The sequence below is a fragment of the Cellulosimicrobium funkei genome, assembly GCF_001019615.1.
GTDB classification, from domain to species: Bacteria; Actinomycetota; Actinomycetes; order Actinomycetales; family Cellulomonadaceae; genus Cellulosimicrobium; species Cellulosimicrobium cellulans_E.
In genome coordinates this window covers 77,202-92,336 of the sequence record NZ_JNBQ01000009.1, presented here as the reverse complement: position 1 = coordinate 92,336, position 15,135 = coordinate 77,202, and the positions used below count along the sequence as shown (strand labels likewise).

The 15,135-nt window shown below is 73.8% G+C and carries 13 protein-coding genes; 6 read left to right on the top strand and 7 right to left on the bottom strand.

The window, feature by feature from the left end:
- Positions 1–40 precede the first annotated feature (40 nt).
- Positions 41–1,627, bottom strand: a complete 1,587-nt coding sequence (locus FB00_RS10075) for a hypothetical protein (protein ID WP_047232773.1) — start codon at positions 1,625–1,627, stop codon at positions 41–43.
- A complete protein-coding gene (locus FB00_RS10070; RefSeq protein WP_082141192.1) occupies positions 1,609–2,493 on the bottom strand; it encodes an ABC transporter ATP-binding protein in 885 nt (294 codons plus the stop codon). Before FB00_RS10070 ends, FB00_RS10075 begins: the two co-directional genes overlap by 19 nt.
- Before the next feature lie 119 nt (positions 2,494–2,612).
- Here FB00_RS10070 and rmuC point away from each other — a divergent pair, with 119 nt between their 5' ends.
- Positions 2,613–4,121 (top strand): DNA recombination protein RmuC, encoded by a 1,509-nt coding sequence (gene rmuC, locus FB00_RS10065; RefSeq protein ID WP_047232772.1) that lies wholly within the window; start codon positions 2,613–2,615, stop codon positions 4,119–4,121.
- Positions 4,122–4,161: 40 nt separating this feature from the next.
- On the opposite strand, the gene FB00_RS10060 is transcribed toward rmuC, so the two are convergent.
- The gene (locus FB00_RS10060) at positions 4,162–5,253 is read right to left on the bottom strand and encodes a 4-hydroxy-3-methylbut-2-enyl diphosphate reductase (RefSeq protein WP_082141191.1); all 1,092 of its coding nucleotides are present in this window, start codon (positions 5,251–5,253) and stop codon (positions 4,162–4,164) included.
- Between the two features lie 1,003 nt (positions 5,254–6,256).
- On the opposite strand from FB00_RS10060, the gene FB00_RS22010 reads away from it, so the two are divergent.
- The 4 genes from FB00_RS22010 to FB00_RS10035 all read left to right on the top strand — a co-directional run bounded on the left by FB00_RS22010 (position 6,257) and on the right by FB00_RS10035 (position 9,680).
- Positions 6,257–6,934, top strand: coding sequence for a polysaccharide deacetylase family protein (locus tag FB00_RS22010; RefSeq protein ID WP_052877573.1), 678 nt, complete (start codon positions 6,257–6,259; stop codon positions 6,932–6,934).
- Between the two features lie 82 nt (positions 6,935–7,016).
- Positions 7,017–8,360, top strand: coding sequence for an exodeoxyribonuclease VII large subunit (gene xseA, locus FB00_RS10045; RefSeq protein WP_419865523.1), 1,344 nt, complete (start codon positions 7,017–7,019; stop codon positions 8,358–8,360).
- Positions 8,361–8,421: 61 nt separating this feature from the next.
- On the top strand, positions 8,422–8,718 hold the full coding sequence (locus tag FB00_RS10040) for an exodeoxyribonuclease VII small subunit (protein WP_047232770.1): 297 nt from the start codon (positions 8,422–8,424) through the stop codon (positions 8,716–8,718).
- On the top strand, positions 8,715–9,680 hold the full coding sequence (locus FB00_RS10035; protein WP_047232769.1) for a carbohydrate kinase family protein: 966 nt from the start codon (positions 8,715–8,717) through the stop codon (positions 9,678–9,680). Before FB00_RS10040 ends, FB00_RS10035 begins: the two co-directional genes overlap by 4 nt.
- A 57-nt stretch (positions 9,681–9,737) precedes the next feature.
- Here FB00_RS10035 and FB00_RS10030 read toward each other — a convergent pair whose 3' ends face one another.
- The 4 genes from FB00_RS10030 to FB00_RS10015 all read right to left on the bottom strand — a co-directional run bounded on the left by FB00_RS10030 (position 9,738) and on the right by FB00_RS10015 (position 14,302).
- On the bottom strand, positions 9,738–10,991 hold the full coding sequence (locus FB00_RS10030) for an ABC transporter ATP-binding protein (protein ID WP_047232768.1): 1,254 nt from the start codon (positions 10,989–10,991) through the stop codon (positions 9,738–9,740).
- Positions 10,992–11,094: 103 nt separating this feature from the next.
- Complete coding sequence (locus tag FB00_RS10025; RefSeq protein ID WP_047232767.1) at positions 11,095–11,946, bottom strand: carbohydrate ABC transporter permease; 852 nt, start codon at positions 11,944–11,946, stop codon at positions 11,095–11,097.
- Positions 11,946–13,013 carry a carbohydrate ABC transporter permease gene (locus FB00_RS10020; RefSeq protein ID WP_082141189.1) on the bottom strand — a complete coding sequence of 356 codons (1,068 nt, stop codon included), beginning with the start codon at positions 13,011–13,013 and terminating at the stop codon, positions 11,946–11,948. Before FB00_RS10020 ends, FB00_RS10025 begins: the two co-directional genes overlap by 1 nt.
- On the bottom strand, positions 13,010–14,302 hold the full coding sequence (locus FB00_RS10015) for a sugar ABC transporter substrate-binding protein (protein ID WP_047232766.1): 1,293 nt from the start codon (positions 14,300–14,302) through the stop codon (positions 13,010–13,012). The genes FB00_RS10020 and FB00_RS10015 overlap by 4 nt, the downstream gene beginning before the upstream one ends.
- A 128-nt stretch (positions 14,303–14,430) precedes the next feature.
- Here FB00_RS10015 and FB00_RS10010 point away from each other — a divergent pair, with 128 nt between their 5' ends.
- On the top strand, positions 14,431–15,108 hold the full coding sequence (locus FB00_RS10010) for a carbonic anhydrase (RefSeq protein ID WP_047232765.1): 678 nt from the start codon (positions 14,431–14,433) through the stop codon (positions 15,106–15,108).
- The last annotated feature ends 27 nt before the right edge of the window (positions 15,109–15,135 follow it).

Below are 15,135 nucleotides of genomic sequence, written 5' to 3'. Positions count from 1 at the left end.
TACGGGCCGGGGCCGCGGTGCACGGACCCCGGCCCGGGGCTCAGGCCGCGGACATCACCTTCTGGAGCAGCTCGGGCGCACGCCGGTCGTACGCGCGGGCGCCCCAGCGGACGCCGAGGAGCAGGACGACCACCCCGACGGCGACACCGACGACCAGCGTCACCCAGCCCACGACCGGCAGGTCGGCCAGGATCGCGACGAGCCCGGGCACGAGGAACGGGAGCGACAGCGCGAGGACGAGCAGCATCGCGACCGACTGCGCGACGAGGGTCGCCATCGCGGCGCCCTGCGGCTGCTTGAACGGGCTGTCGCCGGGCTTGGGCACCGGGTACAGCAGCCGCGCCGACGTCGCGCTCGAGACGCCGGTCGCGACCAGGAGCGTCCCGACGGTCAGGCCGAGCAGCGCCGGCAGCGCGTCCCAGCGTCCCGCCACGGCGACGGAGACCACCGCGAAGACGAGCGTCACGACGCCCCCGGCGACCAGCACCGGGAGGGCGCGGCCCCACCGGTCCGCGCGCCCGGAGACCCCCGTCGACACGTGCAGCGCGAACGCCGTGTGGTCGTACGCGATGTCGGCCGAGATCGAGAACCCGAGGATCCACGCGGTGAACGGGGCGAGGGCGAGGAAGATCTCGGACCCTGACCCCCCGCCCACCACGAGCAGCACGACCGGGATGAGCGGGACGACGGCGATGGACCCCGAGTAGCGCGGGTCGCGGAGCCAGTAGGTCGCGGTGCGCGCGGCGACCGCCCCGGTCGGCGTCGCCGGGAACCGGGAGAAGAAGCCCAGGCCCTTGGCCCGGCCCCCGGAGACCGCCGCGGGCGGCGTCACGAGCGCGCGGGCGAGCGCCTTGTCCCACACGACCCACGCCAGCGCGAGGGTGACCAGCGCGACAACGAGCCGCGCGAGCGCGAGGCCCCACGCGCCGTCGTGCACCGCGGCGCCCAGGCCCCAGGGGGCTCCGAACGGGGTCCAGGCCGCGATCTCGGCGAGACGCGCCACCATGCCCCGCACCGCGTCACCGTCGACCGGGCCTTGGCCGAACTGCGAGCCGACCCACGCGAAGGCCGGGCCGACCAGGACGAGCGGCACGAACGCGGCGATCGTCACGACCTCGCGGTAGCGGCGCGACTCGAGCAGCGGGGCGAGGGCCGTCGTCGTCGCCCGGGAGCCGACGACGCAGAGCGCCACCGCGAGGACCGCGCCGACGAGCGCGGCGAGCACCGCGAGGGGCGTGCGCCACCACGCGAAGGAGGCGCCGAGCGCGGCCAGCGCGGTGACGATCCCGGGGACCGACACGACGCCCGCGACGGCGAGCCCGGCGAGGAGTCGGCGCTGGGGGATGCCGAACAGGACGAAGCGCTGCGGGTCGAGGGTGGCGTCGACGCCGAACGCGAAGAGCGGGATCACCCACCACCCGAGCACGGCGAGCGCCCCGACGAGGATCATGATCGACCCCGCGAGCGCAGGGTCGTCCGTGCCGAGCACGACCATGCCGACGACGAGCATCCCGACGACGAAGAGCCCGTAGAGCGCCCCGACGAGGAACCCGATGGTCTGCCACACGCTCCGCCGGAACGTGTTGCCCATCAGGGTGAGCTTGAGCCTTACGAACTGCGCAACCACGCCAGGCCCTCCGTGCTCTGCCGGCCACCGACGAGGTCGACGAACCGGTCCTCCAGGCTCTGGTCGCCGCGCACCGCGTCGACCGTGCCCGCCGCGAGCACGTGCCCGCCCGCGACGACGGCGACGTGGTCGCACATGCGCTGCACCAGGTCCATGACGTGCGAGGACACGACGACCGTGCCGCCGCTCGCCACGTAGCCCGCGAGGATGTCGCGGATGTTGGCGGCCGAGACCGGGTCGACGGCCTCGAACGGCTCGTCGAGGACGAGCGTGCGCGGGGCGTGGATGAGCGCGGTCGCGAGCGCGATCTTCTTCGTCATCCCGGCCGAGTAGTCGACGACGAACGTGTTCGCGTCCTTGGCGAGGTCGAGCGCCGCGAGCAGCTCCGCCGTGCGCTCGGCCACGGTGTCCCGGTCCAGGCCGCGCAGCAGGCCCGCGTACGTGACGAGCTGCGCGCCGGTCAGCCGGTCGAACAGCCGGACGCCGTCGGGCAGGACGCCGAGCTGCCGCTTCCCCGCGACGGGGTCGGCCCAGAGGTCGGTGCCGTGCACGTGCGCGGACCCCGCGTCGGGGCGCAGCAGCCCGGTCGCCATGGACAGGGTCGTCGTCTTGCCCGCGCCGTTGGGCCCGACGAGCCCGTAGAACGAGCCCGCCGGGACGTCCAGGTCGATGCCGGCGACGGCGATCTTCTCGCCGAACCGCTTCCACAGACCGCGCAGCGAGAGCGCGGCGGCGGGGTCGGGCGGCGTCGGGAGGCCGGGCTGCGTGCCGGGGAGCGGCTCTGGTGCGGCGCCGTGCGCCAGGCCCGGCGCGGGGGCGGGCGCGCCGGCCGGCGCGGCGGGTGGTACGGGGGTGGGATCGACCATGCGGCCAACGTAGCCGAGCCCTCCGACCTCGGCCGGTGCCTTTTGTCACGACCTGTCCACGAGGGCGCGCGCGACGTGTCGGGGGCCGTCGTGTCGGACCCCCGTGGGAGGGTGCCGCCATGGACACCTCGGGATGGTTGCTCTTCGCGGTCGGCCTCGTGCTGGGGCTCGTCGGCGGTGCCGCGCTCGTCCTCACCGTGCGGCGCGCGTCGCCCGACGCCGCCGCGGCGGAGGTCCGCCGGCTCACCCAGCTCCTGGGGCAGGCGCAGCAGGAGGCGGCGCGCGGCGCCGGTCTGGCCGAGCGGCTGGAGGCCGAGCGCGAGGGCTTCGTGCGCCAGCTCGGCGCGGCGCAGCGCAGCGCGGACGAGCGCCTCGACCTCGCGCGGGCGACGCACGAGCAGCAGCTCGCCGAGCTGCGGGCGGCGGCCGAGCGCCGCGTCGAGGAGGTCCAGGGCGACCACCGCCGGCTCGAGGCGCAGTTCGAGGCGCTCTCGCGCAAGGTGCTGGCCGCGGGCACGGAGCAGTTCCTCGTCCAGGCGGAGGAGCGTCTGCGCCGCAGCCAGGAGCAGGGCGCGGCGGAGCTCGAGCGCCGCGAGGAGGCGGTGCGCCACCTCGTGGAGCCGCTCGCGGGCGCGCTCGAGAAGGTGCGCGCCGAGGTCGCCGAGGCCGAGCGCGCGCGGCTCGCGGCGCACGGCAGCCTCGCCGAGCAGGTGCGCGGGGTCCGCGACGCGTCGGAGCTGCTGCGCGCCGAGACGTCGCAGCTCGTCACCGCGTTGCGGTCGTCGCAGGTGCGCGGCGCGTGGGGCGAGCTCCAGCTCCGCCGCGTGGTCGAGGCGGCCGGGATGCTCCCCCACGTCGACTTCGTGGAGCAGGACCAGGTCGCGACGGACGACGGCGCGCTGCGCCCCGACATGGTGGTCCGCCTCGCCGGGGGCAAGCAGGTCGTCGTCGACGCCAAGGTCGCCTTCCTCGGCTATCTCGACGCGCAGGGTGCGACCGACCCCGCTGTGCGCGCCGACCGGCTCGCCGCGCACGCGCGCCACATGCGCAAGCACGTCGACGACCTCGGCGCCAAGCGGTACTGGGACCAGTTCGGTCCGGCGCCCGAGTTCGTCGTCATGTTCGTCCCGGCGGAGTCGTTCCTCTCGGCCGCCGTCGAGCAGGACCCGTCGCTGCTCGAGCACGCGGTGTCCAAGAACGTCGTCATCGCGACACCCATGACGATGGTCGCGATGCTGCGGACGATCGCCTACGCGTGGCGGCAGGACGCCCTGGCCACGAACGCGCAGCAGGTGCTCACGCTCGGCAAGGAGCTGCACGGCCGCCTCGCGGTCATGGGCTCGCACCTGGCCAAGCTCGGTCGCCAGCTCCAGAGCGCCGCGGACTCCTACAACCGGACGGTCGGCTCGCTCGAGACGCGCGTGCTCGTCAGCGCGCGCCGGTTCGCGGACCTGCACGTCGTGGACGACGACCTCACGACGCCGCCGACGGTGAACCCGCAGCTCAGCGCCGTGAGCGCGCCCGAGCTGCTCGCGTCCGTGAACGAGTCCGTGGTCGCGATCGACGAGCGCCCCGAGGACCGTGAGGACTCCCGTCGGGAGCCGTCGGCCGGCGGGGCGAGCGCCTGACGGCCCGCCCGGAGCCGGCGGCTGCGGGCGCCCCCGACCGTCAGACGGGCTGGACGGAGAGCGGGGTGCGGCCCCCACGGGCCGGGCGACCGCCGTCGGAGCCGGACGACTTGAGGTCCGCGCGCAGCTCGCGCGGCAGCGAGAACATGAGGTCCTCCGTCGCGGTGCGCACCTCCTCGACCTCGCCGAACCCGCGCTCCGCAAGGTAGGCGATCACGTCGTCCACGAGGATCTCGGGCACCGAGGCGCCCGACGTCACCCCGACGGTCGTCGCGCCGTCGAGCCAGGCCGGGTCGATCTCCTTCGCGCGGTCGACCCGGTACGACGCCCCGGCACCCGCCTGGAGCGCGACCTCGACGAGGCGCACCGAGTTCGACGAGTTCGCCGAGCCGACGACGATGACGACGTCCGCGTCGGGCGCGAGCTTCTTCACCGCGACCTGGCGGTTCTGCGTCGCGTAGCAGATGTCGTCGCTCGGCGGGTCCTGGAGCGTCGGGAACTTCTCCCGCAGCCGACGGACGGTCTCCATGGTCTCGTCGACGGAGAGCGTGGTCTGCGAGATCCACACGACCTTGTCGGGGTCGCGGACCACGACGTCGTCGACGTGGTCGGGCGAGTCGACGACCTGGACGTGGTCGGGCGCCTCGCCCGCCGTGCCCTCGACCTCCTCGTGCCCCGTGTGGCCGATGAGGAGGATGTCGTAGTCGTCCTTCGCGAAGCGCACGGCCTCCTTGTGCACCTTGGTCACGAGCGGGCACGTGGCGTCGATCGTGTCGAGGTTGCGGGCGGCCGCGGCGGCCTTGACCGCGGGCGAGACGCCGTGCGCCGAGAACACGACGCGCGCGCCCTCCGGCACCTCGTCGGTCTCGTCGACGAACACCGCGCCGCGCTCGCTCAGCGTCTCGACGACGAACTTGTTGTGGACGATCTCCTTGCGCACGTACACCGGCGCGCCGTAGTGCTCGAGCGCCTTCTCGACCGCGACGACGGCCCGGTCCACGCCCGCGCAGTAGCCGCGCGGCGCGGCCAGCAGGACGCGCTTGCGGGGTGCCGCGTTCTGCGGGGCCGCCTCCGACGGGACGGCGGGGCGGTCGGACGGGTGCGCGGACGAGCCGGCGGGGAGGTCGCTCACGCCACCGAGTCTAGGCGAGCGCCCGCGCGCCGACCCCGGTGAGGCCCGTCACCGCCGGCCGCACCCGTACCCCTCCCGCCCTCCTCACAGCACCGACGCCGGTGCTCCACCGTCCCTCCGCGACTCGCTCGCACGAGGGGCACGGGCGCCCGACCGGGAGACGGATCTCACCCCGGCGGGACCGCGCCCCGGGTCGCCGGACGTCCGACCGCCCCGGAGGATCGAGTGATGGCCGACGACCTCGACCCGACCCACCCCGAGACCCCTGACGCGTCCGACCGGCACCCGTCCGGGGGGCCCGCCGACCCCGCCGAGCCGACACGACCACGGCGCCGCGTGTGGCCGTGGCTCGTGCCCGGGGTCGCCGTCGTGGTGGCGGGCGCGCTCGTCCTCGCGGCGTCGTTGGAGCACGACCGGTGGGTCGGGTCCGTCGAGCGGTACCACACCGAGGTCGCCCGGGCCGAGCGCGACGCCGTGACGGCGCGCGCCGAGGCGGAGGCGGCGTACGTGCCCCGCCTCGCCGTTCTCGCCGGGGCGGAGGTGGTCGGTGAGGCGGTGCTGGCGCAGAGCGAGGGCCAGGTCGACGACGACGCCGTGCGCGATCCGCTGGCGGCGGCGCTGCCGGAGGCCGCGACGCTCGTCGCGGCGCCCGTCGAGTACCCCGTCGAAGACCGCACGGTCGACGCGCTCACGCGCCCGAACCCCTTCTTCCCTCGTGAGTTGCCGGAGCGCCGGTTCGAGGTCGTCACGGGGTCCACGCCGTCGCCCGAGGCGCTCGACGACGCGACGGCGGCGGTCGTCGGGGCGACGCAGGACGTCGCGTCGGCGTGGCAGCAGTGGGCGTACGACGGGCTCGAGGACGCCGTCGCGGAGGGCCGCCCGGTGCTCACCGAGTCGGCGGGGCTCGTCTCCGACGAGGGGCACCGCACGTCGCTCGACGCCGCGCTCACCGCCGCCGACCCCTCTCTCGACGCCGGCGTGGGGGGGCGCCCCCGTCGCCGAGGTGGTCGCGCAGCGGGACGCCGTGCTCGGCGCCACCGAGGCGGTGTGGACCGACCGGCTGGAGCTGACGCTCCAGCAGCGCCGCGAGCTGGGGCGGGCGCAGGGGGTGGACTGCACGGTCGACCGGTGCGTCGCCCTGACGTTCGACGACGGGCCGGGCGCGGACACCGAGCGCCTGCTGAAGACACTCGCGGAGAAGCACGTCACCGCGACGTTCTTCCTCGTCGGGACCAACGTCGAGAAGCGCCCCGACGTGGTGCGGGACACCGCCGCCGGGGGCCACCTGCTCGCGAACCACACGTGGGACCACCCGCAGCTCACGACGCTCGACGACGACGAGGTGCGCGCCGAGCTCGAGCGCACGCAGGAGGCGATCACGGAGGCCTCCGGCGAGACACCCACGTTCCTCCGTCCCCCGTACGGCGACGTCGACGACCGCGTCCGGTCGGTCGCGACACGCACGGGGCTCCAGGTGATCCTGTGGAACCTCGACACGCTCGACTGGAAGACCAAGGATGCCGCGGAGACCCGACGGCGCGCCGTCGAGGGTGCCCGACCGGGCAGCGTCGTCCTCATGCACGACATCCACGCCACGACGGTCGACGCCGTGCCCGGCATCATCGACGACCTGCGCGCCGAGGGGTACACGCTCGTGACGGTCGACCTGCTCGCACCGTGAGCGGGCGCCCAGCGACGGCGGCGCCCGCTCCGCGCGGTGGGTGCGCCGGGTGGGCGTGGGTGGGGTGCGGCAGGCTGGTCCCGTGACCGCCTCGCTGCCCCTGCCCGACGACGTCCCCGGGCCGGGCACGCCGTCCGCGCGGCCTCCTCGGCCCGGGGACCGCGGCCCGCTGCCGGCACGTGCGCTCGAGACGAGCGCGGACCACCCGTGGCCCGTGCGGCTCCTCGCCCGCAAGATCGAGCAGTACGTGGACCGGATGGCGCCGGTGTGGGTCGAGGGCCAGGTCGTCCAGCTCAACCGCCGCCCGGGCACGTCGACCGCGTTCCTCACGCTGCGCGACACCGACCTGGACATGTCCCTGCCCGTCTCCGCGGCCACGCGCGTGCTCGACGGCACGCCGCTGACGGAGGGCGCGCACGTCGTCGTGCACGCCAAGCCGGTCTTCTGGACGCGACGCGGCACGCTCCAGCTCCAGGCGCGCGAGATCCGGCCGGTGGGCGTGGGCGACCTGCTCGCGCGCATCGAGCACCTCAAGCGCGTGCTCGCGGCCGAGGGCCTGTTCGACGCCGACCGCAAGCACCCGCTCCCGTTCCTGCCGAAGGTCGTCGGGCTCGTGTGCGGACGGGAGTCCAAGGCCGAGCACGACGTGGTGGTCAACGCGCGCGCCCGCTGGCCCCAGGTGCGGTTCGAGATCCGGGAGGTCGCGGTCCAGGGCGCGCACGCGGTCCAGCAGGTCGGCGACGCGATCCGGGCGCTCGACGCCGACCCGGACGTCGAGGTGATCGTGGTCGCGCGCGGCGGCGGCGCGGTGGAGGACCTGCTGCCCTTCTCGAACGAGGCCCTCGTCCGGGTCGCGGCGGCGTGCCGCACCCCGCTCGTGAGCGCGATCGGGCACGAGACGGACAGCCCGCTCCTCGACCTCGTGGCGGACTACCGCGCCTCGACCCCGACGGCCGCGGCGAAGCGCGTCGTCCCGGACGTCGCGGAGGAACGGGCCCGGGTGGCGCAGGGCCGTCACCGGCTGCGGACGGCGGTCGCCGGGCGCGTGGCGCGGGAACAGGCCCTGCTCGACGGCCTCCGGTCCCGCCCGGTCCTGGCCACGCCCCGCACGATGCTCGCCGACCACGCCGAGCGCGTGACCGCGCTGCGCGACCGCGCACGACGCGCTCTCGACACGCGGCTCGTGCGCGCCTCGGGCGAGGTGGGCCGGTTGGAGGCCCAGGTCCGCGCCCTGTCGCCGGCGTCGACGCTGGAGCGGGGGTACGCCGTCGTGCAGCGGACGGACGGCCACGTGGTCCGCTCCCCCGACGACGTGGCGGCGGGAGACGTGGTCCACGTGCGGCTCGCGCGCGGTGGGCTCGACGCGGCGGTCACCGCCACGCACGACGACGGGCCTGCGCCCGACGCTTCCCGGGACGCGTCGTGAGGCGCGTCCCGCACCCCGAGGTGTCCGGCTCCCGGACGCCCGGTCCGACCACGATGCACAGATGGGGTTGAATACTGCCGTGACTTCCTTTGACAACGCTGTCACGCCCGACGTCGCGACGCTCTCCTACGAGCAGGCGCGCGACGAGCTCGTGCAGGTCGTCGCGCGGCTCGAGGCCGGCGGCGAGCCGCTCGAGGCGTCGCTCGCGCTCTGGGAGCGCGGCGAGGCGCTGGCCGCGCGCTGCCAGGAGTGGCTCGACGGCGCGCGTGCCCGGCTCGATGCGGCACGCGCCCCGGAGGGACGCACGCACGACGAGCCCGACGAGACCCCCGACGACACCACCGGAGACGACCGATGAGCACCTCCCCCGCCGCCCCCTCGACCGACGGCGCCCCTGCGCAGGGCGAGCACGTGCTCGTCGTCGGTGAGGCGCTGATCGACGTCGTGCACCGCGCCGACGGCAGCGTCGACGAGCACCCCGGCGGCAGCCTGGCCAACGTCGCCCTCACCCTCGGGCGGCTCGGCCGCGACGCACGCCTGGCCACGTGGCTCGGCCCGGACGAGCGCGGCGACGCGATCCGGGCCTGGCTCCACGACTCCACCGTGACGCTCACCCCCGGCAGCACCGACGCCGAGAGGACCAGCGTCGCCACCGCCCACCTCGACGCCCACGGCGCCGCGACCTACCAGTTCGACCTGGAGTGGCGCGTCCCGGCGGGCACCGCCCCGGACGCCCGCACCCTCGCCGTGCACACCGGCTCGATCGCCGCCGTCCTGGAGCCCGGCGCGTCCGACGTGCGCACCCTGGTCGCCGCCGCCCGCGACACCGCCACGATCACCTACGACCCCAACGCCCGCCCCGCCCTCATGGGCGACCCCGCCGACGCCCGCACCCGGATCGAGGCGCTCGTCACGCTCGCCGACGTCGTCAAGGTCAGCGACGAGGACCTCGCCTGGCTCGCACCCGGCACCGACCCCGTCGACCTCGCCCACCAGTGGCTCGCGCTCGGCCCCGCGCTCGTCGTCATCACCTACGGCGGCGAGGGCGCCCTCGCGATCACCGCCGCCGGTGAGCAGCGCATCACCGCCCCGCGCGTGGACGTCGTGGACACCGTCGGCGCGGGCGACTCCTTCATGGGCGCGCTCCTCGACGGGCTCTGGAGCGCAGGCCTCCTCGGCGCGGACCACCGCGACGCCCTGCACGCGATCGACCCCGCCACGCTCACCGGCCTGCTCGAACGCTGCGCCGCCGTCGCCGCCGTCACCGTCTCCCGCGCCGGCGCCAACCCGCCCCGCCGCGCGGAGCTCGCGTCCGCCTGAACAGGTCCCCGGCGCACGTCGGCCGCCCGGGCAGGTCGCCCGGGCGGCCGACGTTCCTCAGACCTGGGCGTCCTGCTTCTGCGCGCGCTCCAGCGAACGCCGGCGGTCCTCGGTGTTCTCCTCCTCGATGCGGTCGGCCTCGGCGTCGTCGCGCGTGAGGTTCTCGCTCGTCTCGGGGTCGAAGATCATCATCTTCGTCGGGTCGAACCAGAGCTCCGTGGTGTCGCCGTCGCGCACGCGCGACGCGGAGTCCAGGGCGACGACGAACTGGCTGCGCAGGCCTTCGCCGTCGAGCTCGCGGTCCAGCTCCTCGAGCTGGCCCTTCACGGACTCGTGCATGTCGAACGGCACGTAGGCGTAGAGCTCCGCCCCGAGCCACTCGGTGACGTCGATCTGGATCTCGAACGTGTGGCCGCGGTCCTTCTTGGACGGGTCCACGAGCCGCGCGTCCTCGAAGTGCTCGGGACGCAGCCCCACGATGACCAGTCCGCGGTCTCCCACGACCGACGCGACGTTCTCCGGCATGTCGAACTCGCCGAACGGCAGCGTGATCCGCCCGCCCGACACCTCGCCCGGCAGGAAGTTCATGGGCGGCGTGCCGATGAACCCCGCGACGAACAGGTTGACGGGCTGCTCGTAGAGCCCGCGCGGGCTCGCGACCTGCTGGAGCACGCCGCGGCGCAGCACCGCGACGCGGTCGCCGAGCGTCATGGCCTCGGTCTGGTCGTGCGTGACGTAGACGGTCGTCGTGCCGAGGCGCCGCTGGAGGCGCGCGATCTCGGTGCGGGTCTGCCCGCGCAGCTTGGCGTCGAGGTTCGAGAGCGGCTCGTCGAAGAGGAACGCCTTCGCGTCGCGCACGATCGCGCGCCCCATCGCGACGCGCTGGCGCTGGCCGCCGGAGAGGTTCGCGGGCTTACGGTCCAGGTGCTCGCGCAGGTCGAGCATGTCGGCCGCACGCTCGACCTTCTCGCGGATCTCCTCCTCGCTGTGCTTGCCCTTGGCCAGGCGCAGCGGGAACGCGATGTTCTCGGCCACCGTGAGGTGCGGGTAGAGCGCGTAGTTCTGGAACACCATCGCGAGGTCGCGCTCGCGCGGCGCCTTCTCGTTGACGCGCGCGCCGTCGATGTCGAGCTCGCCGGACGTGATGTCCTCGAGCCCGACGATCATGCGCAGGACCGTCGACTTCCCCGAGCCGGACGGCCCGACGAGGATGACGAACTCGCCGTCGGCGATGTCGAGGTTCACGCGGTCGACCGCGAGGAACCCGTCGCCGTAGCGCTTGACGATGTCCTTCAGGGTGATCGACGCCATCAGCTCTCTCCTCGGGTTCGGCGTGCGGCACGGTGCCCGACGACGCGGGCGGGGCGCGGCGGTGCCGCGGCGGGTAGCGGGGCGGTCGGCAGGGCGGTGGTCCTCATCCCTTCACCGCCCCCTGGGTCAGGCCCGAGACGATCTGGCGCTGGAACAGCACGACGAGCACGACGACCGGGATCGTCACGACGACGGCCGCGGCGGAGATCGCGCCGGTCGGCTCCTCGAAGTACGACGCGCCGGTGAAGAACGCGAGCGCCGCCGGGACCGGACGGGCCGCGCTCGTCGACGTGAGCGAGATGCCGTAGACGAAGTCGTTCCACGCGATGAAGAACGCGATGAGCGCCGTCGTGAACACGCCGGGCGCCGCGAGGGGGACGATCGCCTTGCGGAACGCCTGCCAGGGGGTCGCGCCGTCGACCTGCGCGGCCTGCTCGAGCTCCCACGGGATCTGCCGGAAGAACGCGGCGAGCGTCCAGATGGAGATCGGGAGCGTGAGCGACAGGTACGGGATGATGAGGCCGAGCCACGTGTCGTACAGGCCGATGTTGCGCCACAGGTTGAACAGCGGCGTGACGATCGAGACGACCGGGAAGATCGAGACGCCGAGCGCCGTCGTGAGGATGAGGCGCTTGCCCGGGAAGTTCAGGCGCGCGATCGCGTACGCGCACAGCGTCGCGAGCACGACGGCGATGACGGTCGCGATGAGCGAGATGCCGATCGAGTTGCGCAGCGCGGAGAGGAACAGCTCCTGCGCCGACCCGCCCGAGGCAAGGATCTGCTCGTAGTTGTCGGTGCTCCACTGCGGCGGCAGGAACGTCCCGGAGTTGATGTCGCTGGGCCCCTTGAAGCTCGTCATGAAGATCGAGAGCACGGGGAAGAGCGCCCCGACGAGGACGACGACCGTGATGACGGCCCACCAGACCTTGGCCCGGGTGCTGAGGACGCTGCCCATCACTTCTCCCCCCTCGCGCCGGCGAGATCCACCTTGAAGAGCTTGATCGCGATGAAGCAGATGAGCACGACGCACAGGAACAGCAGCACCGAGATGGCCGAGCCCATACCGATCTGGAGCTGACCGATCGAGGTGCGGTAGGCGAGCAGGGACAGCACCTCGGTGCCGTTCGCGCCGTTCGTCATGATGAAGACGTTGTCGAAGATCCGGAACGCGTCGAGCGCGCGGAACAGCACGGCGACCATGATCGCCGCCTTCATGTTCGGCACGATGACGCGCGTGAACCGCTGCCAGGCGGTCGCGCCGTCGACCTTCGCGGCCTCCTCGAGGTCGCCCGGCACCTGCGCCAGGCCGGCGAGGAGCAGCAGGGAGATGAACGGCGTCGTCTTCCAGACCTCGGACGCGATGATGACGAAGAGGCTCGTGCCCTGCTGCGCGAACCAGTTGAGGTCCGGTCCGATGCCGGGCACCCAGTCGAACCAGTGGTTGACGTACCCGGACGTGATGTCGAACGCGTAGAACCACGCGAACGCCGAGACGACGGTGATGATGCCGTACGGCACGAGGATCGCGGTGCGCAGGAGCCCGCGCAGGCGCTTGATCGCGCGGTGCATGACGAGCGCGAGCGCGAACCCGAGCACGAGCTCGATGAGCACGGTGACGACCGTGATGAAGAGCGTGACGCCGAGGTCGCGCCACCACACCGAGTCCGTGAGGATCACGACGTAGTTGTTCAGACCCACGAACGCGCGGTCGTCCGGGGCGGTGAGCTTGTAGTTGAAGAGCGAGTCGTAGACCGCCTGGAGGATCGGGTACAGCGTCACGGCGAGCATGACGACGAACGCCGGCCCGGCGAGGTACCACCCGAGGCGCGCCTCGGCGCGGGCCCGGTCGCTGCGCGCGGCCTTCGCCGCGGCGTCGGGCGCGCCGCGGGAGTCGTCCCGGGACTCACGACGGGACTCGCGACGGGACTCGGAGCCGCGACGGGTCGGCGCCTCGTCGGCGGTGGTCGACGGCGTGGCGTGCCGGCCGCGGGGTGCGGGCTCGGCGGGAGGTCCGGCGTTCACAGGAGTCGCTCCCCTCGCAGGACGGCGGTGATGAACTCGGTGGACTCCTGCGGCGTCGTGTCGGGGTCGACGGACGCCGGCGGGTACCACGTCTGCTGGAGGCCCGTGGAGACCTCGTTGTAGAACGGCGTCTGCGGCCGTGGGGCGGCCTGGTCGAGCGAGTCACGGATGACGTCGTACATCGGGAAGGCCTCCTGGACGTCGGGGTCGTCGTAGGCCTTGATGCTCGCGGCGGGGTTCCCGTTGGTCACGAAGTACTCGGCCTGGTTCTCCGGGCTGACGATGCACTGCGCCGCCTCGTACGCGAGGTCGGTGTGCTTGCCGAACGCGCCGATGCCGAGCGAGATGCCGCCGTAGGGCGGGCGGGCGTCGTCGCCCTCCATGGTCTGCGGGTAGAGGGCCCAGCCGATGTCGTCGAGCAGGGACTGGTCGAGCGACCCCGCGTCGACCGCGCCCTGGGTGGAGGACCAGACGAACGGCCAGTTGACCATGAACGACCCGCGGTCGCCCTGGAACTTCGTCAGGGATGCCGGCTCGTCCTCGCTCGGGAGCCCCGGGCCGCCGACGCCGGACGTGCCGATCTCGCCGATGATGGTCGCGGCGGCCTTGCCCGCGTCGGTGTCGAGGCCGAGCTTCACCTCGTCCGCCGGCGCCTCCGGGTTCTCGAGGATGTGCCCGCCCGCGCCCTCGACGAGCGCGTTGATCCACACCGTCAACGACTCGGCCTTGGCGCCCTGGACCGCGAGGAGCTTGTCCTGGTCCTGTGCGGCCTGCATGATCTGGTCCCACGTGACGGGTTGCGACATGTCGAGCCCTGCGGCCTCGGCGACCGACTTGCGGTACCAGAGGAGCTGGGTGTTGGCCCAGAACGGGATGGCGACCAGCTCGTCCTTCCACGTCGACGCGTCGATCGCGCCCTGCACGACGTCTTGCGTCGTCGCGTCGGCGACGTCGCTGGGCACCGGGGCGAGGAAGTCGGCCTCCGCGAACTCGGCGATGAACACCGGGTCGAGGCTCATGATGTCGATCGACGAGTCCTTCGCCGCGAGGCGGCGGGCGAGCTGCTCGCGCTGCGACGCGGCGTCGCGCGGCAGGAGCTCGGTCTGGATCCGGTACGCGCCCCCGGCGGCCTCCGTGCAGGAGGCGGCGATGTCGGCCTGGCCGCCGTTGTCCGGGTTGATGTACCACGTGAGCACCGGCGTCCCGTCGTCGCCCGGGCCGCACGCGGCGAGCGGCGCCACGAGCCCCACGGCGACCAGGACGGCGAGCGCTCGGGTGCGTCGACGCACGTCAGCTCCCCTCGGTCGCGGCTTCCCCGTCTCCGGGGTGTCACCCCTCATGGATACCGCTCCCCGGCCCGGCCCGCCATGCGAACGGGCACGTCGGGCACGCCCCGACCTGCGCGATGATGGGAGCCATGACCTCTCCCGCCCCCGCACAGCCGGTCCGTTCGCTCACCCCCGCCGAGGCGTGGGCGACGCTGCGAGCCGGCAACGACCGCTTCGTCGCCGACGCCCCGCTGCACCCCTCGCAGGGCGCGGACCGCCGCCGCGAGACCTCGGCCGCGCAGCACCCGCACACGGTGCTGTTCGGGTGCTCGGACTCGCGCGTCGCGGCGGAGATCATCTTCGACCAGGGCCTCGGCGACATGTTCGTCGTGCGCACCGCGGGCCACGTCGTCGACACCACAGTGCTCGGCTCGATCGAGTACGGCGTGGACATCCTCTCCGCGCCGCTCGTCGTGGTGCTCGGGCACGACTCGTGCGGCGCCGTGGGCGCCGCGGTGGAGACGCTCACGACGGGTGCCCAGGCGGACGGGTTCGTCCGGGCCGTCGTCGACCGCGTCATCCCGTCGATCGCGAAGATCACGGGCGCCGGCAACGGCTCGCTCGAGAACCTCGACCCTGCCGTGCTGCGCCGCGAGCACGTGCGCAACACGGTCGACATGCTCCACTCGTACTCCGCGGGCCTGGCGGCCGCGGTCGCGGAGGGGCGCTGCGCGATCGTCGGCGTCGAGTACGACTTCGCCGAGGGCCGCGCCCACCTGGTCGACGTCGTGGGCGAGGTCGGCGAGGCGCCTCTCGCCGACGCCTGAGGCCGCGACGCCGACGCGCGACCGGCC